The sequence below is a fragment of the Opitutaceae bacterium genome, from assembly GCA_041395105.1.
Taxonomy (GTDB): domain Bacteria; phylum Verrucomicrobiota; class Verrucomicrobiia; order Opitutales; family Opitutaceae; genus B12-G4.
The window spans coordinates 961519-985801 of record JAWLBB010000001.1 but is presented as its reverse complement, the minus strand read 5'-3'; the positions used below and the strand labels follow the sequence as shown (position 1 = coordinate 985801).

General features: G+C 61.5%; 17 protein-coding genes and 2 tRNA genes. 13 read left to right on the top strand and 6 right to left on the bottom strand.

The window, feature by feature from the left end; translation table 11 throughout:
- Positions 1 to 126 precede the first annotated feature (126 nt).
- A complete protein-coding gene (hflX, locus tag R3F07_03835; protein MEZ5275494.1) occupies positions 127 to 1398 on the top strand; it encodes a GTPase HflX in 1272 nt (423 codons plus the stop codon).
- A gap of 6 nt (positions 1399 to 1404) precedes the next feature.
- Here hflX and R3F07_03830 read toward each other — a convergent pair whose 3' ends face one another.
- The 3 genes from R3F07_03830 to R3F07_03820 all read right to left on the bottom strand — a co-directional run bounded on the left by R3F07_03830 (position 1405) and on the right by R3F07_03820 (position 8186).
- Positions 1405 to 4368 (bottom strand): ATP-binding protein, encoded by a 2964-nt coding sequence (locus R3F07_03830; GenBank protein MEZ5275493.1) that lies wholly within the window; start codon positions 4366 to 4368, stop codon positions 1405 to 1407.
- A 145-nt stretch (positions 4369 to 4513) separates the two neighbouring features.
- Positions 4514 to 7420 carry an ATP-binding protein gene (locus tag R3F07_03825; GenBank protein ID MEZ5275492.1) on the bottom strand — a complete coding sequence of 969 codons (2907 nt, stop codon included), beginning with the start codon at positions 7418 to 7420 and terminating at the stop codon, positions 4514 to 4516.
- Between the two features lie 88 nt (positions 7421 to 7508).
- The gene (locus R3F07_03820; GenBank protein ID MEZ5275491.1) at positions 7509 to 8186 is read right to left on the bottom strand and encodes a response regulator transcription factor; all 678 of its coding nucleotides are present in this window, start codon (positions 8184 to 8186) and stop codon (positions 7509 to 7511) included.
- A 234-nt stretch (positions 8187 to 8420) separates the two neighbouring features.
- Between R3F07_03820 and R3F07_03815 the strand changes: the two genes are divergently transcribed.
- The 10 genes from R3F07_03815 (at position 8421) to R3F07_03770 (ending at position 18312) form a co-directional block, all read left to right on the top strand.
- A tRNA-Gln gene (locus tag R3F07_03815) sits at positions 8421 to 8494 on the top strand.
- An 83-nt stretch (positions 8495 to 8577) separates the two neighbouring features.
- On the top strand, positions 8578 to 9315 hold the full coding sequence (gene pyrH, locus R3F07_03810; protein MEZ5275490.1) for a UMP kinase: 738 nt from the start codon (positions 8578 to 8580) through the stop codon (positions 9313 to 9315).
- An 80-nt stretch (positions 9316 to 9395) separates the two neighbouring features.
- The gene (gene frr / locus R3F07_03805; GenBank protein ID MEZ5275489.1) at positions 9396 to 9956 is read left to right on the top strand and encodes a ribosome recycling factor; all 561 of its coding nucleotides are present in this window, start codon (positions 9396 to 9398) and stop codon (positions 9954 to 9956) included.
- A 214-nt stretch (positions 9957 to 10170) separates the two neighbouring features.
- Entirely contained in the window at positions 10171 to 11277 is a 1107-nt protein-coding gene (gene proB / locus R3F07_03800; protein MEZ5275488.1) for a glutamate 5-kinase, read from the top strand.
- Positions 11278 to 11349: 72 nt separating this feature from the next.
- Complete coding sequence (locus R3F07_03795; protein ID MEZ5275487.1) at positions 11350 to 13350, top strand: ATP-dependent helicase; 2001 nt, start codon at positions 11350 to 11352, stop codon at positions 13348 to 13350.
- Positions 13351 to 13514: 164 nt separating this feature from the next.
- Positions 13515 to 14021, top strand: coding sequence for a hypothetical protein (locus tag R3F07_03790; protein ID MEZ5275486.1), 507 nt, complete (start codon positions 13515 to 13517; stop codon positions 14019 to 14021).
- A gap of 69 nt (positions 14022 to 14090) precedes the next feature.
- On the top strand, positions 14091 to 15572 hold the full coding sequence (locus tag R3F07_03785) for a circularly permuted type 2 ATP-grasp protein (GenBank protein ID MEZ5275485.1): 1482 nt from the start codon (positions 14091 to 14093) through the stop codon (positions 15570 to 15572).
- 61 nt (positions 15573 to 15633) lie between these two features.
- Positions 15634 to 16617 carry an alpha-E domain-containing protein gene (locus R3F07_03780; protein MEZ5275484.1) on the top strand — a complete coding sequence of 328 codons (984 nt, stop codon included), beginning with the start codon at positions 15634 to 15636 and terminating at the stop codon, positions 16615 to 16617.
- Positions 16559 to 17521 carry a DNA glycosylase gene (locus R3F07_03775; protein MEZ5275483.1) on the top strand — a complete coding sequence of 321 codons (963 nt, stop codon included), beginning with the start codon at positions 16559 to 16561 and terminating at the stop codon, positions 17519 to 17521. The genes R3F07_03780 and R3F07_03775 overlap by 59 nt, the downstream gene beginning before the upstream one ends.
- Positions 17522 to 17610: 89 nt before the next feature.
- Entirely contained in the window at positions 17611 to 18312 is a 702-nt protein-coding gene (locus R3F07_03770) for an SDR family oxidoreductase (GenBank protein ID MEZ5275482.1), read from the top strand.
- Between the two features lie 24 nt (positions 18313 to 18336).
- Here the strand turns inward: R3F07_03770 and R3F07_03765 are convergent.
- A tRNA-Leu gene (locus R3F07_03765) sits at positions 18337 to 18418 on the bottom strand.
- Between the two features lie 301 nt (positions 18419 to 18719).
- Here R3F07_03765 and R3F07_03760 point away from each other — a divergent pair.
- A complete protein-coding gene (locus R3F07_03760) occupies positions 18720 to 19760 on the top strand; it encodes an NAD(P)-dependent alcohol dehydrogenase (protein MEZ5275481.1) in 1041 nt (346 codons plus the stop codon).
- Between the two features lie 1338 nt (positions 19761 to 21098).
- Here the strand turns inward: R3F07_03760 and asd are convergent.
- On the bottom strand, positions 21099 to 22007 hold the full coding sequence (gene asd / locus R3F07_03755) for an archaetidylserine decarboxylase (protein ID MEZ5275480.1): 909 nt from the start codon (positions 22005 to 22007) through the stop codon (positions 21099 to 21101).
- Between the two features lie 353 nt (positions 22008 to 22360).
- Positions 22361 to 23338, bottom strand: a complete 978-nt coding sequence (locus R3F07_03750) for a phytanoyl-CoA dioxygenase family protein (protein MEZ5275479.1) — start codon at positions 23336 to 23338, stop codon at positions 22361 to 22363.
- A gap of 77 nt (positions 23339 to 23415) precedes the next feature.
- Here R3F07_03750 and R3F07_03745 point away from each other — a divergent pair, with 77 nt between their 5' ends.
- Positions 23416 to 24210: an AraC family transcriptional regulator gene (locus tag R3F07_03745; GenBank protein ID MEZ5275478.1), complete on the top strand. Its 795-nt coding sequence runs from the start codon at positions 23416 to 23418 to the stop codon at positions 24208 to 24210.
- Positions 24211 to 24283: the final 73 nt, after the last annotated feature.

The following is a 24283-nucleotide window of genomic DNA, read 5'->3' as shown; positions in this document are numbered from 1 at the left end:
GTCCTCTCCCCAAATCCCGGTGTCCCGCCCTGACCTGATTTCCGACCTCTTCTTCAACCCCCGCCCTGCCCCTTGACTCGCATAGGCTCCGGCCTGAGATTGTGGCGTCGGGAAATGAACCACTGAATGATCAGCGCCCAGGAAATACAAAAAAAAGCAACTCGAGCCTTTCTGGTGGGAATCCACCACCAGAAGATGTCGGTGAAGGAATCCGCCGATCTCCTCGATGAACTAAGGGACCTGGTCGAAAACCTCGATATCGCCGTTGTCGGCAACACGCTGGTCAATCTGCGCTCCCCCAATCCCGCCCTCTACGTCGGAAGCGGCAAAGCCGAGAGCATCCTCGAACAGGCCCGCGCGGTCGAGGCCGACGTCCTGGTTTTTGACGAGGATCTCAGCCCGGTCCAGCAACGCAATTGGGAAGCTGAATCGAAGATGTGCGTGATCGACCGCCAGGAGGTCATCCTCGATATCTTCGCCAGCCGGGCCCATACGCGGGAAGCCATCCTCCAGGTGGCCCTTGCCCGGATGGAGTATTCCCTGCCCCGCCTGACCCGTGCCTGGACCCACCTCAGCCGCCAACGCGGCGGCGGCACCGGAGCACGCGGCCAGGGCGAAACTCAGCTGGAGTCCGACCGACGCCTGGTCAACAACCGCATCACCCATCTGCGCAAGGAACTGAAGGAGGTCGTTCAGCATCGGCAGACCCAGCGAAAACGCCGGGTCCGGATCCCGGTGCCGACCGGATCGATCGTCGGCTACACCAATGCCGGGAAATCATCGCTGCTGAACGCGCTGACCGGTGCCAGTGTCCAGGCGGAGAACAAGCTCTTCGCCACCCTTGACCCGACGACCCGCCAGCTCGATCTGCCCGGCAGCCAGTCCGTCCTCCTGACCGATACGGTAGGATTCATCCGACGCCTGCCCCACCGCCTGGTCGAGGCGTTCAAGGCCACCCTTGAGGAAGTCGTGGTTGCCGATTTCCTCATCCACGTCATGGACGTGACCAGCCCCGACATGGACAAGCATGCCGCCACCACCCGGCGGGTGCTGGCCGAGATCGATGCCGATCAGAAACGCACCATCACCGTGCTCAACAAGATCGACCTCTGCGAGCCGGCCGACCTCGACGCCATCCGCTCCCACCACCCGGACGCCATCTGCGTCAGCGCGGTCACCGGGAAAGGTCTCGACATCCTGATCAACCGGATCGCCGACCTGCTCAACGAGAAAGCCTCCATCTACGAACTGCTCATTCCCCACGACCGGTACGACGTGATCTCGCGCATCCATGAAGTCGGTGGTATCACCAATCAGGATACACGTGACGACGGCGTCTACATCAAGGGCAATTTCCCCGAATCGATGGCCGGCCTGATCGAGGGATTCCGGCTCTGATCCGGGCTATCCCTGCTTCGTCTTCCATTCCTCGAAGGTCGCCCGCAGCAGGCCGAGCGCCTTGCCCGCTTCGTTCACGCGGCCGGCACCGGCCAGATCATGAACCTGCCGACAGGGTTCGAACAATTCGTCCATCTTCAGGGCAAAGATGGTGTTCTTCAGGTAATGGGCCCGATCCCGGACCCTTTCCAGATCGTTCGCCTCCAGGCCCTCCTTCATCTCGTCAAACAAAGTCGGAATCTCGTCTACCGCCTGTTGCACCAAGGCCGGGTCAAGGACCCCGAACGAGTAGATGCCCCCGTTGTTTGCCGGCGGCTGCCACGAGGATGCCGGCGGCGGCTCATCCTCATCTCCCAACGGATCCCCGGGCTTAACCGGTTCGTCACCGGCATCATTCGGATCGTATTTTCTACTGGATCCGGCATCCGGATTGAAGACCGGGCTTGCCTGGATCGCTTCCTGCAGGCTTGAGACAAAGAAGGGTTTGCCCAGGAAATCATTCATCCCCGCCTCCATCGCCTTCTCGATCTCCGGCTCCTGGAGCGTGGCCGAAACGCCGATTATCCACGGCCGTTCACGATCACCGGACTCCGCACGAATCCGCGCCGTCGCCTCCACGCCATCCATCTCCGGCATTCTCAGATCGAGTATCAGGAGATCGTGTCCTTTCCAGTTGCGCACCGCTTCACCGCCCGTCGACAGGGCAAGCGGCGAATACCCCAGTTGCTTCAGGTATTCGACCAGGAGGTTGCGGATGAAAGGATTGTCATCCGCCACGAGGATCCGCAAGGGCACCATGGCCGCGAGATTGACGGTCGCCTCGTCCATTTCGACGGGGAGGGTCGACCCACCGCGCCCGGATGGGTCGGCCTCCTCCGCAATGACCGGCATCGGAATCACGATCCGGAAACGGGACCCCGCGCCCGGCTCGCTCTCAAGATCAATCGATCCTCCCATCAGCTCACAGAGCCGCTTGACGATGGCCAGGCCAAGGCCGGCTCCTTCGCGCGGCACGTGCTGGGACAATCCCAACTGGGTGAAGGGCTCAAACATCCGGAGCTTGTCCTCGCGACGGATTCCGATCCCGGTATCCGTCACCCTCATCTCGATCATCGCTATCGCGGGCTTCACCGTCCGGTTGACCGTGAGCTGGGTGACGTCGAGCGTGATGCTGCCCGAAGGCGTGAACTTGACCGCATTTCCGAGAAGATTGAGCAGGATTTGCTGCAGCCTTACTCCGTCTCCGTCGACCACGGCCGGAACCGATGGATGGATATCCAGACGGTAGTCGAGTCCCTTCTTGTCGGCCAACGGCCGGGCCGTATTGAAGGTCAGTTCGATGATCTTGCGCAGGTGGACCGGTTCACTTTTCAGGGTGTAGCTGGTTTTGCGCAGCGCACTGAAATCGAGAATATCCTGGACGATCCTCAGGAGCGTCCGGCCCTGGGAACGGATCGCGTCGAGATAACCGGTCTCCGAGGGCGTCAATTGGCTCCGCGCGAGCAATTCGGCATACCCGAGAACACTCTGAAGCGGTGTGCGGATCTCATGACTCATGACCGCCACAAACTCGCTCTTGGCCCGGTCCGCCGCTTCCGCCCGCTCCTTCGCCACCACCAGATCGCCCTCCGACTCACGCAACATCTGGTAGGCCAGGAAGAAGACCACCAGGGCCGAGAAGAGTCCGACAATCGCAATGGTCTGAACCCGGGCATTGGCATAGGAAGAGAACCAGTTGTCGGCATTGATATCCATGCCCAGCCAGCAGAGGGTTCCGCTACCGTCGACATGCGGGATGGGGCCGTTGGCGACCACCAGCGTGCCGATCCGATCCTGGAACGGACCCATGAAATAAGAGTAGTCCCTGAGATAGGCTTCTTCGTCGTTGACGCTCGCCCGTCGCCGGACAAAGGCCGACCGGCTTTCCGGACGGGCCCCACCATCTCCACTGTCGACCGGGTAGACCAGCATGCCCTCGCGGACCGTCCAGAGATAGACGAAGCGGACATCCTCACTGACATCGCGAATCGCGGCAAGCTGGCGCTGGAGCCGATGGTAAACATCGGATTCCCGATCGGATTCGGTGAACGTCAGCTCGGAAACGTCCTCCGGATTGATGGAGAGAGCGGCGGTCTGGACCCGGTAAAGATAAAAAGTCTGCACCGACCGCTGAACGCGCTCCGCATTCCAGTTCAGGAGGTAATAGCCGCCGAGCAGGATCACGATCAGGGCCGTCGGAAAGAGCCAGAGGGCGACCGAGGTCAGGGCGAATCCGGTCAGGGGTTTCGACACATAGCGCCGTGCCAGAACCACTCCCATCCACAGTCCCAGAGCCATGATCCACGCCAGGAGGTTGCCCAGAACCGCGCTCGGCAAACCCAGGAAACTGATCGGGCTGTCGTTGATCGGAAGCTGGAAAAACACCTGGAGACCCGCCTCCGACAGCAATTCGGACGGACCCAGGAGGAAGAGGACAATCGCCGTCCAACCCAGCACCCGCGTACTGCTGCGGCGGCGACCGAAGAAACTGAACCCGGCCCAGACTCCCGCCGCCGTTCCAAACCCGGCAAAAACAAACACTGCAGCCTGGCCGGCGGCATAGACTCCGGCCAGAAACGCGAGCCCAAAGGTGACCGAGGTGAAGACCGGGACCCTTCGATGATGGACAGCGTTGAAGATCGTCCGGGCCAGCTCAAAGAGCGTGGTGTAACCCAGAACGAGGAAGAATTGTTTGGCCAGTTCGAACCAGCCACTCGACCCGAAAAGCAGAGCAATCCCCAATATGCCATCAAAAGCACGCGTCATGCAGAAGATGGCGAGGAGCCGCCAGGGCATCTCCGGAGAAGCATCATCCGACGTCGCATTGCCCCAGGCGACGAGTCCTCCAAGCATCCAGCCCAGCACCGACAGGAAGAGGATATAGTCCTGCTGCAGAGCCCAACTGAGATCGTCTAGATTGTAAGCTTCCACTCGCGAATTCGGGTAACTCTCATTGCAACTCTCATTCCGGGAAGAACTCCCGCCCTTCCACTCCCCGATACGAATAGACCGAACCCCCTGCCGATGTCGATGATTTGTCTGGGCCGGTCGTCCTGCGGGTGAGGCACCCGGGCGCCTAACCCATGGCTTCGGCCGTGATCATGGCCACCACCAGTTCTTCCAGCGCATCCAATCCAATGCCGACCTCACGGCTGCGGTCACTGTCAGCATCCGCACAGATGGCCTCACAAAGGTCCGTCAGAACCCTTTCCTTCAGGTAGAGGCCGCTGTTCTTGATGTAGTGTGCACGATTTCGAACCTTGGCGAGGTCACCGGCCGCATGGGCTTGCCGCATTTCCTCCAGCAGAGCCGGTGTCTCCAGGACAAACAGGGTAAACGCACGCTCACGATTCGGCGCACCCGCGACCGTCGTCCAATCGTCCACCGACTCATCCAGCACCGGGTTCCGGGATAGGAAATCCCGCTCTTCCGCGATTCCTCTGCCGAGGGGGCTGAAGAGGATCGTCTCGACCAGCCCTCGCAGATCAATCGGCTTGGCCAGAAAATCGTTCATCCCGGCATTCATGGCTTCATTGATGTCCTCGTCCCGGGTACTCGCGGACAAACCGATAATCCAGGGATGCTCGCCGTCCCCGGAAATCCGCCGGATTTCCCTGACCGCCTCCGGCCCCGACATCTCCGGCAGCTTCAGATCCATCAGGATCAGATCATACTGGGTCTGGAGGCAGGCGGCGACCGCGTCCCGACCGTTGTCCGCAATATCGGCCTGGTAACCGATCTTCCTCAGGTATTCCGCGAAAAGACCCTGAATGAAGGTGTTGTCCTCGACCAACAGGATGGACATCGGCAGTTCCCAGGCCAAAACGGGCGGCGCCATCCCTTCTTCCCCATCCAGGGGCGGAATTATCGATTCCATGGCAGACGTATCCGCCAGGGTCACTTCAAAGGGCGCATGGATTTCGACGGTCGTTCCTTTCCCGACCTCGCTCTCGACGGAAATCGATGCCTCCATCAATTCGCACAAACGCCGGACAATCGCCAGGCCAAGGCCCGCTCCACCTTCGTCTTCGGCGAAATTGGAACCCGCTCGAAAGAACGCCTCAAAGAGACGACCCTTGACGTGGTCCGGAATACCGAGGCCCGTATCCGTCACGCGAAACAGGACAACAACCCGACCTTCGGACCTCTCCGCCGATGCCGCCTCCAAGGGATCCGGACGCACATCGAACGTCACCCGCCCACGTGGAGTGTATTTGATCGCGTTGCTGATGATGTTGTAGAGAACCTGCCTGAGGCGGACACCGTCCGACAGCACCTGGGCAGGCAGATCATCCGCGATCGAGAAATCAAACCGGAGGCCTTTGCGGTCGGCCATGGGACTGACCGTGCCCACCACCTCCTCGACCAGTTTCCTGAGCAGAACCGTTTTCAGCTGAAGGGAAAAACTTCCCCGCCTCATCGCACTGAAATCCAGGATATCCTGGACGATTCGCATCAGGGTGCGGCCCTGGCTTCGAATCAGCTGAATCTGGTGTCTTTGGGAATCATCGAGGGGCGTATCGATGACCAGGTCGGTATAGCCGAGGACGCTCTGCAGCGGCGTCCGGATCTCATGACTCATGATGGCGAGAAACTCGGACTTGGCCCGGTCGGCCACTTCCGCCTTCTCGATTCCAATCCTCAGATCATTCTCGATCTGGCCGCGCACGAAAAGCGCGAAGACGCCCGTACCCAACAGCGAGATCAATCCGACGACCGCCGTCAATCCGGCCCGGGAGGCCGCAATCATCTTCACGAAATCGTCGGGATTCACCAACAGACTGATCCATCCGACCACCCGGTCCGGAAATTGCGAGAAGATCGGCGCGCTCGCGATAAAGCGCTCACCGCCTCCCGCGATCCGGGTCATGACCACAAACGGGACCTGATCGAGTATCCCCTTCAGTTCGGTTGCCGTCGGGCTTTTCGGGAGGTCAAGAGATTCATGGTCCTCCCCCTGCGATTTCCGGGCCACCGCCCGGCCATTCGATTCCATCCGCCAGAGATAGGCCGCCTCCACTCCAGCGTTCTGATCACGGATGGAATCCAGGGATCGTTGAAGCGATTCAGCCGTCCTCGGATCATGCCCCACTCCGCGCTCAAGAAAGGCTCCGAGAACGTTCGGATTGATCGCGGAGGCCGACGCCCGGACATGAAGATCCAGATGCTGGAGCGAATGACGGAGCGCCGGCCGGCTCAGGATCTCGGTGGCCCCCCATCCAAACAGCAGGATGAGCGCCTGGACCGCCGAGAAAAACCAGAGGGAAAAGAGTCGGCGCGGAATCGGGATCTCACGCAGGCGGGCAATCGGCCGAACCCCGTCATTGAATATCCAGAGAGCCATTCCGGCCGCCCAAGGGGCTATGGCCGGAACGATCAGCCAGGGGTTGACGACCGCCCATGAAGTCTGTTCTCGAAAGAGGACATCAAACCCGACCAGAGCAAACATACCGGTCGCGATGCACAGGGGCAGGACAGTCCCGGCGGGGAGTCTCCCCCCTGTCTGAAAACGGAGGATATGAACGACCAGCCCTACAGATGCGCCAAAAATCCCGATACCCGTGGCCAGGGCCACTCCATACAGACCGAAAACCGCCGCCAGGCCCGCCGCCAGCAATCCGATCGCAGCAAGGGCCCCCGCCGCGCAGCCCCAGGTGAAGCGGGGCGAAAGGGCGCACCCCGACCAGAGCAAACCCGCTGCCGCAAGAAAGCGCAGCAGGTCACAGGCCAGGGTAAGTGCGGGTGAATCGAGAATCCAGACAAAGGCGGTCAGCTGGACAAACACCATCAGGGCGAGACAGGAACCGGCCACCGCCAGACCAAGGAAGAGGCGCCGCCCCGTGTTCTCCCCCCAACTGCTGAAGGTCGTGCCGATCGCCATCAGCACGAAATGCACCGACCCGATCACTGCAAGAAACAGCAGGTAATCCTGACGGATACCCGCCAGGATGCCTGTCTCGATCTCAAGCGGCGTGGTCAGCATGGGGGCATCTCTTCCAATGGAAGTCCCGCATTCCAACCGGAATGGATCCGGCCAGCAATGGCAAAAGAGCCTCCGGGCCGGGCAGCGATTATTGCCGCTGGCGCACCCAGACAGTCGCTTCCCGAACCAGGGCCACCGCGTGATCCAGACCCAGCTTCGTCTTGATGTTTTCCCGGTGGGTTTCGACCGTCTTCACCCCGATGCCCAGACGCTGGGCGATCTGGCGCGTCTGGTAGCCCAATCCGATCAGCTGAAAAATCTGCAGTTCCCGGTCGGTCAGGACCTTGATTCCTCGAACCGGATCGCGACCCGGATTCTTGATCCGGTTCAGGACCTGCGACGAAATCCGCCGACTGACAAAAACACGACCCTTCCTGATTTCGTCCAGGGCCTCGAGAATCCGCTCGGGCGGCTCCGACTTCATGATGTAGCCGACCGCACCCGCCGCCAAGGAACGCTCTGCATACATGTCCTCGCCATACATAGAAATGACCAGAATGCGGCTGGAGGGGTGAATCGCCCGCATCTGCCGAATCAGGTCGAATCCGTCGACATCACCCAGGCGGAGATCGAGGCAGACAATATCCGGACGATGTTCCTCCACCATCCGGAGGGCGGACTCGGCATCGTCGGCCTCGCCGCAAACCACATACCCGCGCCCCTGGTTGAGGAGCGCCACGATCCCTTCGCGAACCAGCGGATAGTCCTCAACAATGAGAACCGAGCTGAACGCGTTGCGCGCCGCCGCTGCCTCGGCACCGCTCATCTCGACACCCTCCCCGCCCGACTATCGTTCTCAGCCACTCCGCCAGCCTCGTCACATCATGCCAAAACAGCAATCCCCGATCGGATGAAAACCGGGTGAAAATAAACAGGGAGGCCCAAGGGAGCGCCCCGCCCCTCTCCAATCATTCCGTATGATCGGGGCACCGGCTCGGCTTCATCCCGTCGTATTTCAGACCTTGACGAAAGGATGCGAGCTCGCACGTTGGATTTGAGCTGCCCGATAGTGTAATGGAAGCACAAGAGATTTTGATTCTTTTAGTCTAGGTTCGAACCCTAGTCGGGCAACCACTCCTCCAGGTCCGACCGGCCTTTGCCCCCGGGGACAAACGAATCGTTGACGATCCGCCGCGCAGCTGGCTTAAGAAGCCCTGATGGAGTCGACACCGGAAGCGCCCGCCCAGATCAGCTACAAACGCATCATCCTCAAGCTCAGCGGCGAGGTCCTCCGCAACAGCGAGAACGGCGATCCGATCGACTGGACCACCCTCGAACAGATCTGCCATCAGATCAAGGAGATCCACGAGCTCGGGGTTCAGGTGGGCATCGTCATCGGGGGCGGCAATATCTTCCGCGGAATCAGCGGGGAAAAACGAGGCGTCGACCGGACGACCGGCGATTACATGGGCATGCTGGCCACCGTCATCAACGGACTCGCCTTCATGGAATGCCTTGAGAAAATGGGCGTCCTGACCCGTGTCCAAAGCTCCATCCCCATGGACCAGGTGGCGGAACCCTTCATCCTGCGCCGCGCGGTCCGACATCTGGAGAAGGGCCGCGTCGTCATTTTTGTCGCCGGCACCGGGAACCCCTACTTCTCCACCGACACCGCGGCCGCACTGCGGGCCAGCGAAATCGGCGCGCAGATCCTGATGAAGGCGACCAAAGTCGATGGGGTTTACGACCGTGATCCAGTCAAGTTCCCGGACGCCGTCCGCTACGACAAACTCTCCTTCATCGATGCGCTCAAGCAGCGCCTCAACATTCTCGACTCAACCGCCTTTTCACTCTGTCTCGACAATGCCATTCCCATCCTCGTCTTTGATTTGAAGGGCGAGCACTCCATCCGCCGGGCCGTCACCGGAGAAGACATCGGAACCCTGGTTTCCTGAGAGACTCTCTGGACGGCCTCCCACAATCCCTGCACAGAGGATTGTCATGCCGCCCATACGCTGCATAATCCGGTCGCATCATGAATGAGCATCCTCTGATTACGGATACCGTGGAGAAAATGAAGAAGGCGATGGACCATACCCTTCAGGAATTCACCGGCATTCACACCGGAAAGGCGTCCCCTTCCATGGTGGAGACCATCATGGTCGACGCCTACGGAAGCCCGATGCGCCTGAAGGAGGTCGCCGCCATCACCACCCCCGACGCCCGCCTGATTCAGGTCCAACCGTGGGACAAATCCCTCGTCCGGGCCATCGAGAAAGCCATTCAGCTGGCCAATATCGGCATCAACCCCGCGGTCGACGGCACCATCATCCGCCTGCCCCTTCCCGACCTGAGCGGCGAACGCCGTCAGGAACTGGCCAAGGTCGCTCACCGTCTGGCCGAGGAGGGTCGGGTCAGCGTGCGCCACGCCCGTCGTGAAGGGATGGAAGCCCTCAAAAAAAGCCAGAAGAGCGGCGAAATCTCCGAAGACGATTTCAAGCGGTACGAAAAGGAGGTCCAGCATCAGACCGACCTCTTCATCAAGGAGATCGGCGAACACCTCAACCACAAGGAAAAGGAACTGCTCACTGTCTAGGCAGTGAGCCGGATGAAAGCGAACGGTTTTCCCGGACGGTGGCGGTCGCGCCGGAGCACGACCCTCCCTCTGGAGACGGTTGTAGGGCGGCCCTCGTGGGCGGCCGCAGGGCGTATCCGGGCCTCCGCAATATCGCATCAAAACTCAACGACTCAATGCACCAGGATTCTGATGGACGCCGGAACCCGGCGGACCAGGTGAATCACTGCTTCTCATGATCCCCGGAAGTTCTCCGCCCAAACGCCTGGTCGTCAAACTTGGAACGGGCATCCTCACCTCCGGTCCCGGACAGATTGACCGGGACTGTATCGCCGATGTCTGCCGACAGGTTGCCGATCTGCGCAGCCGCGGCATCGAGATCCTCGTCGTCACCTCCGGCGCCGTTGGCCTGGGGATGGGCATCCTCGGACGCAGGCAGCGCCCCCGGACCGTCTCCAAACTTCAGGCCTGTGCAGCCGTCGGCCAGAGCAAGCTCATGCAGACCTGGCAGGACGGATTCGAGCCCCACGGGATCATCGCCGCCCAGGTTCTCCTGACCCACGATGATCTCCGCCTGCGCAAGCGATACCTCGCCGTCCAAGGCACTCTCGAGCACCTGATTACGAGCGGCGTCGTCCCCGTCATCAACGAGAATGACGCGGTCAGCAGCGAAGAGATCCGGGTCGGCGACAACGATCAGCTCTCCGCCATGGTCGCCAGCATCACCGGGTCGTCGCTCCTGATCATCCTCTCGACCGCCCCCGGCCTGATCGATCGGAAAGGCAGCGGCAGGATCATACCGGTCATCGAGAACATCACCCCGGAAATCGAGGCGATGGCCGGTGGCACCACCAGCGCCACCGCCGTGGGCGGCATGGTCACCAAGATCGAGGCCGCCCGCCTCGCGGGCAAGGCCGGCTGCAACCTGGTCATCGCCCACGGCCACGAAAAGGACGTCCTCCTGCGGGCGGTTCTCGAAGGACAGATCGGCACCGTCTTTGTCGCCTCGAGCCTCCCGATGGAATCCAAGAAGCGCTGGCTCGCGTTCTTCCAACGGCCCCAGGGCACCATCCACGTCGACGACGGGGCCCGGACCGCCCTCGTAACCCAGGGTCGAAGCCTCCTCGCCTCGGGCGTCCGCGGAAGCACCGGCGACTTCGCCGCCCGTGACATCGTCAACCTGACCGGCCCGGACAACGTCATCTTCGGTCGGGGTCAGGCCTGTTTTTCCAGTCGCGAGATCCAGACGATCATGGGCAAGACTACCCAGGATCTGCGTGGCCAATTCCCCGGCCGGACCCGCCTCGAAGTCATCCATCGCAACTCTCTCGTCGTCCTCTGAAGGGTCGATGGCGCGGGCTCGGTTTTTCCTCGTCGCCCCCTGTCCCTTGGCCAACACTGCCCGGTTTCACCCATGGACTATACCCTGGATCCGGGCCGACCGCCCTCCGATTTTCCCCCCATCGATTTCCGCGCGGAATTGAACGACGAGCAGTACGCGGCCGTCACCGCCGATCCCGGCCCGATGCTCGTCCTGGCCGGAGCCGGTTCCGGCAAGACCCGGACCCTGACCTACCGGGTCGCCTGGCTCCTCAGCCAGGGCGTTCACCCGGCAGAAATCCTCCTGCTCACCTTCACCAACAAGGCCGCCAAGGAGATGCTTCACCGGGTCGAGGACCTGTCCGGAGTCGATAGTTACCGATTCTGGGGCGGCACCTTTCACCATATCGGCCACCGCCTGCTGCGCATGCACGGCGAAGCAATCGGGCTCGATCAGCGCTTCACCATCCTGGACTCCGGGGAGGCCGAATCCTTCCTCCGGGACGCGGTCGAAACCGTCGACCGTGGCTTCTTCAAGGACAAGCAACACCCCCGCCCCGGCCCTCTCTCCAACATCATCAGCATGTCGCGGAACACATGTCTTGATTTTGTGGATACGATTCACCGCTACTTTCCGCAGCATGAGGGCATTCTCGACCGACTCCCCGCCATCGCCCGGGCCTATGCGAAGGACAAGCGCAAGCACCAGGTCACCGATTATGACGACCTGCTTGAAAACTGGCTGATTCTGATGGAGACCGCCCCGGAAATCGCCCGGATCTACCGGGAGCGCTTCCGGCACACCCTGGTCGACGAGTACCAGGACACCAACATCCTTCAGGCCCGGATCATCGACCTGATGGCCCCCGCCCACCAGATCATGGCCGTCGGGGACGATGCCCAATGCATCTACTCCTGGCGCGGGGCCAACTTCGAAAACATCATCACCTTCCCGCAACGCCACGCCGGCACCCGGATCTTCCGGATCGAGACCAACTACCGGAGCACCCCGGAAATCCTCACCCTCGCCAACTCCGTGCTCCGCCACCAGGCCTCCGAGGGCTTCGAGAAGGAGCTGCGCCCGGCGCGCCCCGGCAATATCCGGCCCTTCGTCGTCCAGACCATGGATACGCGCGAGCAGGCTGCGTTCGTCGTCTCGCGCCTGCGCGGCCTCGTCGACGAGGGCCGCAGTCCGACCGAGATCGCCGTGCTCTACCGGGCCCACTTCCACGCCATCGATCTTCAGGTCGAACTGTCCCGCCAGAGCATTCCGTTCCAGATCACCAGCGGGGTGCGCTTCTTCGAGCAGGCGCACGTTCGCGACCTCATCGCCCACCTGCGCTTCGTCTACAATCCGCAGGACGTCGTCGCCTTCACCCGGCTGGTCGTTCTGCTGCCGCGGATCGGCGACAAGGGGGCCCGCCGGATTTACGACCGCGCCGTCGAAACCGCCCGCAAGGACCGCCTCAACCTCCTTGATGTCCTGCGCAGCCCGGCCACCCTCGACAAGATCCCCAAGGACGCCAGGGCCGACTGGACTCCGCTCATCGACACCCTCATCGACATGCGCGAAGCCGCCCGCGAAGGGACACCGGCCGAGATCGTCCAGATCGGGACCGAAGGCTGGTACCAGCAGTACATGCAGGGCGCCTACGCCAACTACCACTCCCGCTTCGACGACCTGCGCAGCCTGATCGGCTTCGCCGAGCGTTACGAGGACCTTCAGGAACTCCTTGCCCAGGTCGCCCTGCTCAATTCCGAGGTTTCCGATCGATCGGTTGACGACAACGAAGAAGCCATCCGCCTCACCACCATCCACCAGGCCAAGGGCCTGGAATTCGAAGTCGTCTTCGTCATCGGCCTGGCCGACGGGATGTTTCCCCTCCGCCGGGCGATCGAGGAGGGAGACCTCGACGAGGAGCGCCGCCTTTTCTATGTGGCCGTAACCCGGGCCAAGGACGAACTCTACCTTTGCCATCCCCGTGTCTCCGCCAAGGGCGGACCGGTCATGAGCCTTCCCCCGAGCCGATTCCTCGACGAACTCCCTGAGGAAACCTACGAGAACCTCAGGCTCCGCCGCAATCCTGGGTGGTGAACACCGGGGACTCCCCGGTCGACAGAGACGGCGTCTCCCGGGAATCTTTTGACACCCTCGACGATCCATGCGAATGTCCACCCCCGCTTGTCAGGTCGCAACCTCAACCGCACCCGTACCCGCATCTTCGTCCTTCCGCAGCTCTCTTCCGACGAATCACTCATATGCTTCCCCGTATCGCGTTCCTTCTGTTCGGCTTGATTGCCTCGAGCACCACGATACGGGCCGCTTCACCCACTGTCGAATTCACCCGGATTCGCCAGGAGTTCCGGACCGAGGACTCCTTCAAACGGATCTCCGAGTACTTCACCGGGGTCGAGAACTCCGGGAACCGCCTCGTCCTGCGCACCCGTGCAGACGATCGAGACGGACTCTACTTCGCCTTCCGTATCCGGACCACGGTCGGGCAGCCCCTCCCCGCCGGCACCCTTGTCGTCTTCTACTTTCCCCCGGGAGGTTTCGAGCCGGTTGAGCGCCGATTCCCGTTGGAGACCCAAAGCAGGAAATCCATGGAGGTCCTCGTCGGGCTTACCGGTGCCGACTGGTCCGACCCCGATGTCCTTCCCGCCGCCTGGAAGCTCGAATACCTCGATGCAAACGGACAGTCCCTCGGTTCGGAACTCTCGTTTCTCTGGGAACTGCCCGACGAAGATTCCGGACCGTCTGAATGACCAACGTCAGGAATTCTCAAATCGACCGGCCTATCTGGCACGCCTGAAGCTCCAGGACCATTCCCCAAGATGTCAGACCTTTTTCAAACCTACCAACTCGGCGGATTCTACGATGAGATGTTCTCCGCCCCCGGAGTGCCCAGGCCTCACTATGCCCCGCTCTTCGATCGCCTCAGCGCGATGGATGCGTCCGAACTGAGACTGAAGCAGGAAGTCGCCAACCAATCGTTCCTGAGACGAGGCGTCACCTTCACGGTCTACAGCGACAACCAGGGAACCGAAAGAATCTTTCCCTTCGACCTCATTCCCCGGATCATCCCGGCCGACGAATGGCGGACGCTCGAAGCGGGACTGACCCAGCGGATGACCGCGCTCAATCTCTTCCTCAAGGATATCTATCATGAGCAGAAGATCCTCGCCGACGGCATCATCCCACGCGACCTGATCGAGTCCTCCAAGCATTTCCGCAAGGAGATGATGGGGGTCGATCTTCCCCGCGACCTCTACGTCCACATCAACGGCACCGACCTGATCCGCGACACCTCGGGTCAGTACCTCGTCCTCGAAGACAACCTGCGCAGCCCTTCCGGTGTCTCCTACGTGCTGGAGAACCGCCAGGTCATCAAACGGGTATTCCCCAATCTCTTCGACAACTACCCGGTCCGGCCTGTCGATCAGTACTGCCAGGATCTCCTGCACACCCTCGCCCACCTCGCACCCGAGCACATCGGCGATCCGACCGTCGTGCTCCTCACACCCGGCGTCTACAATTCGGCCTACTTCGAACACTCCTTCCTCGCCCGCCAGATGGGCATAGAGATCGTGGAAGGATCCGACCTCATCGTCCGCGATCATCGAGTCTACCTGCGAACCACCCGCGGCCTCTCGCCCGTCCATGTCATCTACCGGCGGATTGATGATGATTTCCTCGATCCCACGGTCTTCCGCGAGGATTCCATGCTGGGCGTGCCCGGGATATTTGAAGCCTACCGGAGGGGGAACGTGGCCCTGAGCAACCCCATCGGCACCGGGGTGGCCGACGACAAGGCCACCTATTACTTTGTCCCGGACATGATCCGCTACTACCTCGACCAGGAGCCGATCCTCCAGAACGTGGAGACCTTCCTTTCGGCCCGGCCCGACGAGCTCAAGTACATCCTCGAGCGCCTGCCCGAACTCGTCGTCAAGAGTGTCAACGAAGCCGGCGGCTACGGCATGCTGATCGGACCTCACGCCACCAGGGAATCGATCGAGGAATTCCGGCAGAAAATCCAGGAGAACCCCCGCAACTTTGTCGCCCAGCCCACCATCGGTCTTTCGACCAGCCCGACGGCCTGCGCCGACCAGATCGAGGGGCGCCATATCGATCTCCGACCCTATATTCTCAACGGCGACACCATCCGGATCGTGCCCGGCGGGCTGACCCGTGTCGCCCTTCCCAAGGGTTCCCTCGTCGTGAACTCGAGCCAGGGAGGCGGCAGCAAGGACACCTGGGTGCTCTCCGATTCCCAGGAATCGATGACCCAGGAATCCAGGCAACTGACCGTCTGATCACACCCCGGCGACCGCCCAGCCGAGCCACCTGTCTCAACCCACCCGTTACTGACCCATCATGCTTTCCCGAGTCGCCAATCTCGTTTACTGGACCGCCCGCTATGTCGAGCGCGCGCAGAACGCCGCCCGCCTCATCGACGTCAACGCCCAACTGGTCATCGACCTGAACGGGAACCGAAACCTCGATCGAGCCAATGACTGGATCCCCATGATCCATGCCCTCGGCGACGAGAAGCTCTTTTCCAGTCTGTATCCGGAATGCAACGAGGAGAGTGTGGTCAATTTCGTCATCTTCGAAGCCCGGAACCCCACCTCCATCCTTTCCTGCATCAACTACGCCCGCGAGAACGCCCGGTGTATCCGCGACCAGATCTCCAGCGAAGCCTGGGAACAACTCAACCGCATCTACCTGCGTCTGCAGAATGAAAGCTTCGCCAACTATTCCCGTCTGGGCGCCTACGAATACCTCAACCGGATCAAGGGCTCCCTCATTCTCTTCAACGGGATCGTCGACTCCATGTTTCCGCGCAATGAGGCCTGGCACTTCTACCAGGCCGGCATGTTCCTGGAACGGGCCGACAACACTTCGCGCCTGATCGACGTCAAGTACTTCGCCCTTCTGCCCTCCGTTTCATTGGTCGGCACCGCCATCGATACCATTCAATGGGCCTCCGTCCTGCGGTCCTGCTCCGCCTTCGAGGCCTTCCGCAAGAGCCGCCGAGGCCAGATCACGCCGTCCCGGGTGATCGATTACCTCTTCCTGGAACCGTCGTTTCCCCGCAGCATCCGCTTCTGTATCAGCGAGGCGGACAATGTGGTGCGCTGGATCTCAAGGAATGCCGATCATCAGTTCACCAACAACCCGACGCGATCCCTCGGGCGCCTGCGCGCCAACCTCGACTACGCCACCGTTCGCGAGATCATCGATTACGGTCCCCACGAATACATCGACGCGCTCCAATTGAAACTCGCCGCGATCGGAAATGAGATTGAAACGACGTTCTTCAATTACGAACTCGAATCCGCCCCCGTCCTCGCCTGAGCCCATCCTGCCCATTCCGACGCCGGAAGGCTGGTCGGAGTGGCAGACTCTTCCCTGCCCCCATCCATTCGACTCCGCCTCCCTGGCCGAAACGCTCGACGGAGGTCAGGCCTTCCGATGGACCTGCCTGGCTGAGGGCAACTGGGAAGGTGTCTTTGCCGATCTGGTTGCCCGCCTGCATCTCGATCCCGCATCCGGGAGCGTCCGGATCAGTCTGCCCGAGCCGCTCCTTTGCGTCGAAAATGTCGCCCGCGTTGCCCGGTACCTGGGCAGGGACACCGACTGGAAGGGCCTTGTCGATGCGCTTCCATGGCGATCCGATCCTCATCTTCACCAGGCCATCGCCGCCTTTCCCGGACTGCGCATCCTGCGCCAGCCGATGGAAGAGACCCTCCTCGGCTTCCTCTGCAGTGCCACCAAACGAATCATCCAGATTCGGCAGATGTGCGCCCTCCTCGCCCGCGACGCCGGAGTCGAAATCGCACCCGACGTCCACCGCCTGCCCACCTTCCGGGAAATCGCCGGTGGCGGCCCCGAGAGACTCAATGGCTGTCTTCTCGGCTTCCGGGCGAAGTACATTCTGGCGACCGCCCGGTTCCTCGCCGAACACCCCGGCTGGCTGGAAGAGACCGAACACCTCCCCTACCCCGAAGCGAAAGTCCGTCTCAGGCAACTCCCCGGCGTCGGTGAAAAAGTGGCCGACTGCGTCCTGCTCTTTGGCGCCGGCAAACTCGAAGCCTTCCCCGTCGATACCTGGATCAGTCAGACCCTTGCCCGCCGCTACCACCTGACCGGCTGGACCAACTCCCAGCTCGCCGAATTCGGCCGCGCCCATTTTGGCCCCGCCGCCGGCCTCGCCCAGCAGTTTCTCTTCTCCTGGGAACGACGCTTCGGAAAGCCCTGACCGTCGGCGCCCGGCTTCTTCCGGGATCCTCTTCCCGCGAACTCCGCGCCGTGCCCATCCGGAGACCCCCATGGCACGTAGGATTGAATGTGCCCAAGACCATCCTCATCGCCGGAGGCACCTCCGGCATCGGCCTCGCCTCCGCGCACCTGCTCAAGGAATCCGGACACCGGGTGATCTGCGCCTGCCGCCATCCCGACGCACCCACGGATGAACCCGATCTCGAGACCCTACCCTTCGACGCGACCGATCCACATCCCACCCTAGAGCTCCCGGACAGTCTGGACGGCTGCGTCTATTATCCCGGAACAATCAACCTGAAGCCATTCCATCGTCTGACCGACGAGGACTACCTGAATGATCTTCAGATCAACCTGCTCGGCGCCGTCCGCCTGCTCCGGCTGGCCCTGCCCGGCTTGAAGAAAGCCGATCGGAGCTCGGTCGTCCTCTTTTCCTCGGTCGCCGTCCAGACCGGTCTGTCCTTTCACGCCAGCATCGCCTCCGCCAAAGGCGCAATCGAGGGCCTGACCCGGTCACTGGCCGCGGAATGGGCGCCGCGCATCCGGGTCAACGCCATCGCCCCTTCGCTGACCGACACGCCCCTGGCACAGCCCTTCCTCAACTCGGAAATCAAACGAACCGCCTCCGAAAAACGACACCCGCTCAACCGTGTCGGCAGCGCGCAGGATACCGCCAAAGCCGTTGCCTATCTCCTCAGCGACGACTCCGGCTTCATGACCGGCCAGGTCCTCAAACTCGACGGCGGTCTTTCCGCCCTCAGGACTCTCTGAGCAGTCGACCACCAACATTAAGAGTGCCCGGGACAGGGGTCGAACCTGCACGCCTTTCGGCACCAGATCCTAAGTCTGGCGTGTCTGCCAATTCCACCACCCGGGCGGTGATCGATCCGCGACCTTTCGCCAAACGACCGCTCGATGGCAATTCTTTAGTGCCTCCGCCTTCTGATCTCCGACCCTCCGACCCCTTCTTCCCTCCCGCCCCATCCAACAACTCGCTCATTCTTCCCCATCTTTTCGTGGTTTTTCGTGCCTTATTGTGGCATCCTGCCTTTCGTCACTTCCCCCTAGACAACACCCAGGAAGTCGCGCCCTTCGTTCCTTGGTTACCTTCGAGTTCAAGTCCTCAGACCCCTTCCCTCCTCCACGACTCCACCGGCCACCGTCCCATCCTTCCGCCCATGAAAGCCCTCGTCCTCGAACGCCGCCTCGAACTCTCCCTACGCGATTTCGATATCCGCGAAACCCTTGGTCCCCGGGATGTCCGTGTCCGGATCCAGACCGTCGGGATCTGCGGCAGTGATGTCCATTACTACACCCACGGCCGGATCGGGCCCTTCGAGGTCAAGGAGCCCATGATCCTTGGACACGAATGCGCCGGGGTCATTCTCGAAACCGGAGCCGAGGTCAAACACCTCAAGGTGGGCCAGCGCGTCTGCATGGAACCCGGCATCCCCGACCCGACCAGCCGCCCCTCCCGGCTCGGACACTACAATCTCGACCCCAAGGTCCGCTTCTGGGCGACGCCGCCCATCCACGGCTGCCTCCGACCGGAAGTCATCCACCCGGCCGACTTCACTTTCGCCGTCCCCGACAACGTGACCCAGGCGGAGGCGGCCATGGTCGAACCCCTCGCCGTCGGCCTGCACGCCGCCACCAAGGCAGGCATCAAACCCGGTGATGTCGCCCTCGTCACCGGTGCCGGCCCCATCGGAATGCTCACCGCCCTCGCCGCCCTGGCTTCCGGCTGCAGCCGCGTCTTTGTCACCGATGTGGTCCCCGAGAAACTCGCGTTGGCCGGGACACTCGGCCCCATCACCGCCCTCCATGCCGCCAAGGATGACGTGACCGCCGCCATCCTCGCCGCCACCGACGGATGGGGCGCCGACGTCGTCTTCGAGGCCAGCGGCAACGGCCGCGCCGCTTCCTCCGTCTTCAACGCCCTCTGCCCGGGCGGCACCGTGGTCTTTGTCGGCATGCCCCTCGAACCGATCGCCTACGACGTGGTGGCCGCCCAGGTGAAGGAGGCCCGGGTCGAGCACGTCTTCCGCTACGCCCACGTCTTCCCTCGGGCCCTCGCCCTCATGGCCGGAGGCGGACTCGACGTGAAGCCGCTCATCACCGACCGCTTCCCCTTCGAAGACAGCATCCGGGCCTTCGAATTCGCCGCCGCCATGCCCCCCAGTTCGGTCAAGGCCCAGATCGAACTGCCCGGCGCCTGAAAACAAACCGTAGCATGGACCGTAGGGTTTTGGGTTCCAAAACAAAACGTAGCATAGACGAACGGCGCTTAGTCAAGGATGCTTGTCGCTGTTTTGTCTCGGACAACCTTTGCGGCTGGCCGGGGACGTCCAGCCCTACCACGGATGCTCTGATTTCGGTTGGTCGGGCGAGGGCCTCCCGGACCCGCCGTCGAAGAGCAGTCAACACCTCGTTGGCTGATCCGACTCTTTCGCTAACTAAACGCCATTCCAGGCTCCTACGTATGGTTTTCAAACCCAAAAGAATATGTAGTCTGCTGGAATGGCGCTTAGTTAAGGATGCTTGTCGCTGTTCTGTCTCGGACAACCGTTGCGGCTGGCCGGGGACGTCCAGCCCTACCACGGATGCTCTGATTTCGGTTGGTCGGGCGAGGGCCTCCGGACCCGCCGTCGAAGAGCAGTCAACACCTCGTTGGCTGATCCGACTCTTTCGCTAACTAAACGCCATTCCAGGCTCCTACGTATGGTTTTCAAACCCAAAAGAATATGTAGTCTGCTGGAATGGCGCTTAGTTAAGGATGCTTGTCGCTGTTCTGTCTCGGACAACCGTTGCGGCTGGCCGGGGACGTCCAGCCCTACCACGGATGCTCTGATTTCGGTTGGTCGGGCGAGGGCCTCCGGACCCGCCGTCGAAGAGCAGTCAACACCTCGTTGGCTGATCCGACTCTTTCGCTAACTAAACGCCATTCCAGGCTCCTACGTATGGTTTTCAAACCCAGAAGAATATGTAGTCTGCTGGAATGGCGCTTAGCTAAGGATGCTTGTCGCTGTTCTGTCTCGGACAACCGTTGCGGCTGGCCGGGGACGTCCAGCCCTACCACGGATGCTCTGATTTCGGTTGGTCGGGCGAGGGCCTCCGGACCCGCCGTCGAAGAGCAGTCAACACCTCGTTGGCTGATCCGACTCTTTCGCTAACTAAACGCCATTCCAGGCTCCTACGTATGGTTTTCAAACCCAGAAGAATATGTAGTCTGCTGGAATGGCGCTTAGTTAAGGATGCTTGTCGCTGTTCTGTCTCGGACAACCTTTGCGGCTGGCCGGGGACGTCCAGCCCTACCACGGATGCTCTGATTTCGGTTGGTAGGGCGAGGGCCTCCGGACCCGCCGTCGAAGAGCAGTCAACACCTCGTTGGCTGATCCGACTCTTTCGCTAACTAGGCGCCATTCTAGCATAGACCGTAGGGTTTACCAGCCGGAAACAAACCGTAGCATGGACCGTAGGGTTTTGGGTTCCAAAACGAAACGTAGCATCCTACGTTTTGTTTTGCCGCCCCGCCCTCCGTCCGCAGCCTTCCACCCTCAGATTCCCGCCATCCGCTCACCCATCTTCGCGTAGACCTCGACCCTGTCCGCACTCTGTTCCACCAGGTCCCGGTCGAACCGGATCCGGCCCCGTTCAAAGAGGGTGACCACACAGGACCCGCCGAACGCGAAATATCCCTTTTCTCCCCCCTTGGGCACCGGGACCGACGGGTCGAAGGTCTGAACGATACTCCCCACGCAGGTCGCCCCGATCTCGATCATGAGCACCTTCCCGTGGTGCGGGGATTCGATCAGGGTCCACTCCCGCTTGTTGCGCACCAGGTAGTCAAGCGATCGACGCAACGCGACCGGATTCACCGAGTAGAGCGACCCGTCGACCATTCCGGTTTGTCGGATCCGGCCGGATACGGGGAAATGGAACCGATGATAATCGACCGGACAGAGCCGCGAAATCGAAATGGACCCGCCGCGGAAGGCTTCCGCCACGGTCGCCTCGGGGACCAACCGCTCCAGGTCCAGGCTCTGGTCCTTGGCGTAGAATCCGCTCGCCGCGTCGAGATCCGGAAAGACCAGGTGACGCCCGTCAGCCGGGAAGACCACCGCCGACGGATCCGGATCGATCGGCCGCACCTCCGGCTTCAAGCGGCGGAAAAAGAATTCATTGAACGTCCGGAAACTGTCCGGGGCATCCGCAAATTCCGAGACATCAAGACCGTATTCGGAAATAAACGAAGCCACCTTGCCCCGACTGGCCGGCCGCGACATCCGCCGGCCGTACCAACGCGAAAACCAGGCCCGTCGAACCGCCGCCCAGAGTGTCAGCCGCCCGGGAAGCGTTTCGTAGGTCCAGCGCAGCCAGCGATCGCCATAGACCGCCTCGGTCTCGACCGTCCCGGTGCGGCGGTCGAAAAAGCGGATCGGTTGGGATTTCTCGTCGTGGGCCATGGCTCGAAGGAAGCCCACTCCACCAGATTCAGCCCGATCAGACGAGCACTCTTGGAGCGATCAGCGAAGAAACTGCCACGGACGGTTTGGGAGTTGGATCAAATCAACGACAAAGGCGAACAGGGCGGCCAAGGCAGCGAATTGCCTTCTTTGGATTGGTCTTGAGCTTCGCGGGAAATGTCTGGCAGAAACCGAAGAATCAATGTTCCCGATGGGTAACGTTTTGCCTTCGAGTGTAATCCTGAAGCCTTGGTCGCCTTGGTAGTTCAAATCTCCCCGGGAATTGCTCTGCTTTATGGCCCGAACCTTTGATACTTCCGTTCCCGGCAGTTGATCCTCCCCCTCCCAGCGACCTACGCCTTCTTCTGATTGTTCTTGGAGTCACCACAACCACCCTCACCGCTGGGGCGCACATGGGCGCCATGGCGGTCCTCCACCCCCTTGTAGGCATAGGGATCGAAACCCGCGACCATGATGATGTCGCGGCTGTCGCACTGGCCCTGCCAGCCGGCTTCGTCGCTGTGCCAGGGCAGAAGTGATTCCGCGCTCATGAAGTGATTGACCAGCGACCGGCGGTAGCCACCCGCAGCCCGATTGGGCAGGGACCGGTGCAACAGGTAGCCGTTGAAGAAAACAATACTGCCCTTCTTCATCTCCACGGGGACCGCATCATCGTCGGTATAGGGAAAGCCGCCGGACTCCCCCGCACAGTCAAAACGCCGGTCATTCTGCTGGTGTTGGGGCCAGAGGATCCCCGGCCGATGCGAACCCGGGATGACCCAGAGACAGCCGTTCTCCACGGTGGCATCGTCAAAGGCGATCCACCCTCCCGTCAGCGACCGGTCGCGGGTCGGGATATAATACTCGTCCTGGTGCCAGGCCTGTCCCGGTTTGCCCGAGGCCTTGATGAAGAGCATCGATTGCATGCACTTGACATTGGGGCCGATCAACCGGGTCAAGGCATCGGCCGTCCGCTGATCCGTGATGGTCGACTTCATCTTTTCCGACAACTTGTGCGGGAAGTGGATGCAGAGGTACCTCCGCAGGATCTCCTCGTCGGTTTCATCAGCCCCGTGTTGCATCAGGCCCTTGACCGGACCGGCGTCTCCGCGACAGATCCTGACCGCTTCGGCGTTGAACGCATCGATCTCGTCGGGCCGGAAGAAATCCTCGATCACGAGAAAGCCGTTCTCCCGGTAAAACGCCACGTCGCCGTCGGTGAAGGGCATTCCGACCCAGCCGACGGGAGATACGCCGGCGGGCCAGCTGGAAAACGGCTTCTGGAAGCGTTCATGGACGGGAAGCGGGTTCGCGGGAGTTGCGAGATTCATGATAACCTATCTAATACACCATATCAGCCCCAGATGGAATGCCTGAAATCATCCAAAACCTATCCAGAATTGATCAGATGCGGCGATCCCCGCACGTTTGCTTCGGCGATGTCACGTATGGACCCGGAGGAATCTGTGGTCCGCGTGTTCAATCCGACTACCAGCTTGTGGTCATCGTGACCGGATCCGCTCTCGTCGAAGTGGATGACAAGGTGATTCCCGTTCCGGAGGGCCACGGTCTCCTGCTCCGGCCGCATCGGCGCGAAAAGATCACCTTTGATCCGGTGCAACCCACCCGGCACACCTGGTGCGCGGTCCACCCGGAACGGGTCGATCCGGATCTGAGGGAGGCTCTCGCCCCGAGCGGGATATCGCGCCGCATCTCGACCTCGATCCAGCGATTGATCGATTGCGGCCTGAAGGCTCCCGTCCGGGCGACCCCGGCCGCTTCGGGCAGCATGATTGACCATCTCGGCCTGGCCCTGCTGGCCCACTGCATCGACTGGGAGGGATCCGCCCCGGAGGAAGTGGAGCCGGATCCGGTCCGCAGGGCGCGCGAGCTGATAGACCGCCGATTCCCGGAATCGCTCAAGCTGGCCGATCTCGGTCAAGCCGCCGGCACGACCGGCAACCACCTGATCCGCCTCTTCAAGAGGCATACCGGCCTCACTCCGACCCGCTACCTCTGGAACGTGCGAACCCGACAGGGCATCGAACTGCTGACCCGGACTGGGCTGAGCATTTCCGAGATCGCGGATCGGACGGGTTTCGCCAACCCATTTCATTTCTCCCGGATGGTGCGGCGCGAAACCGGAAAATCTCCGCGAGCCTTCCGGAGAGAAGCCTGGAGTCTCCGTGCACCTGCAGGGTGAACTCCGGATCGGAAGACTCCGTCGATACCGATCCGACATGACTTGCCTTTTGAGGAAACCCCATAAACCGTTG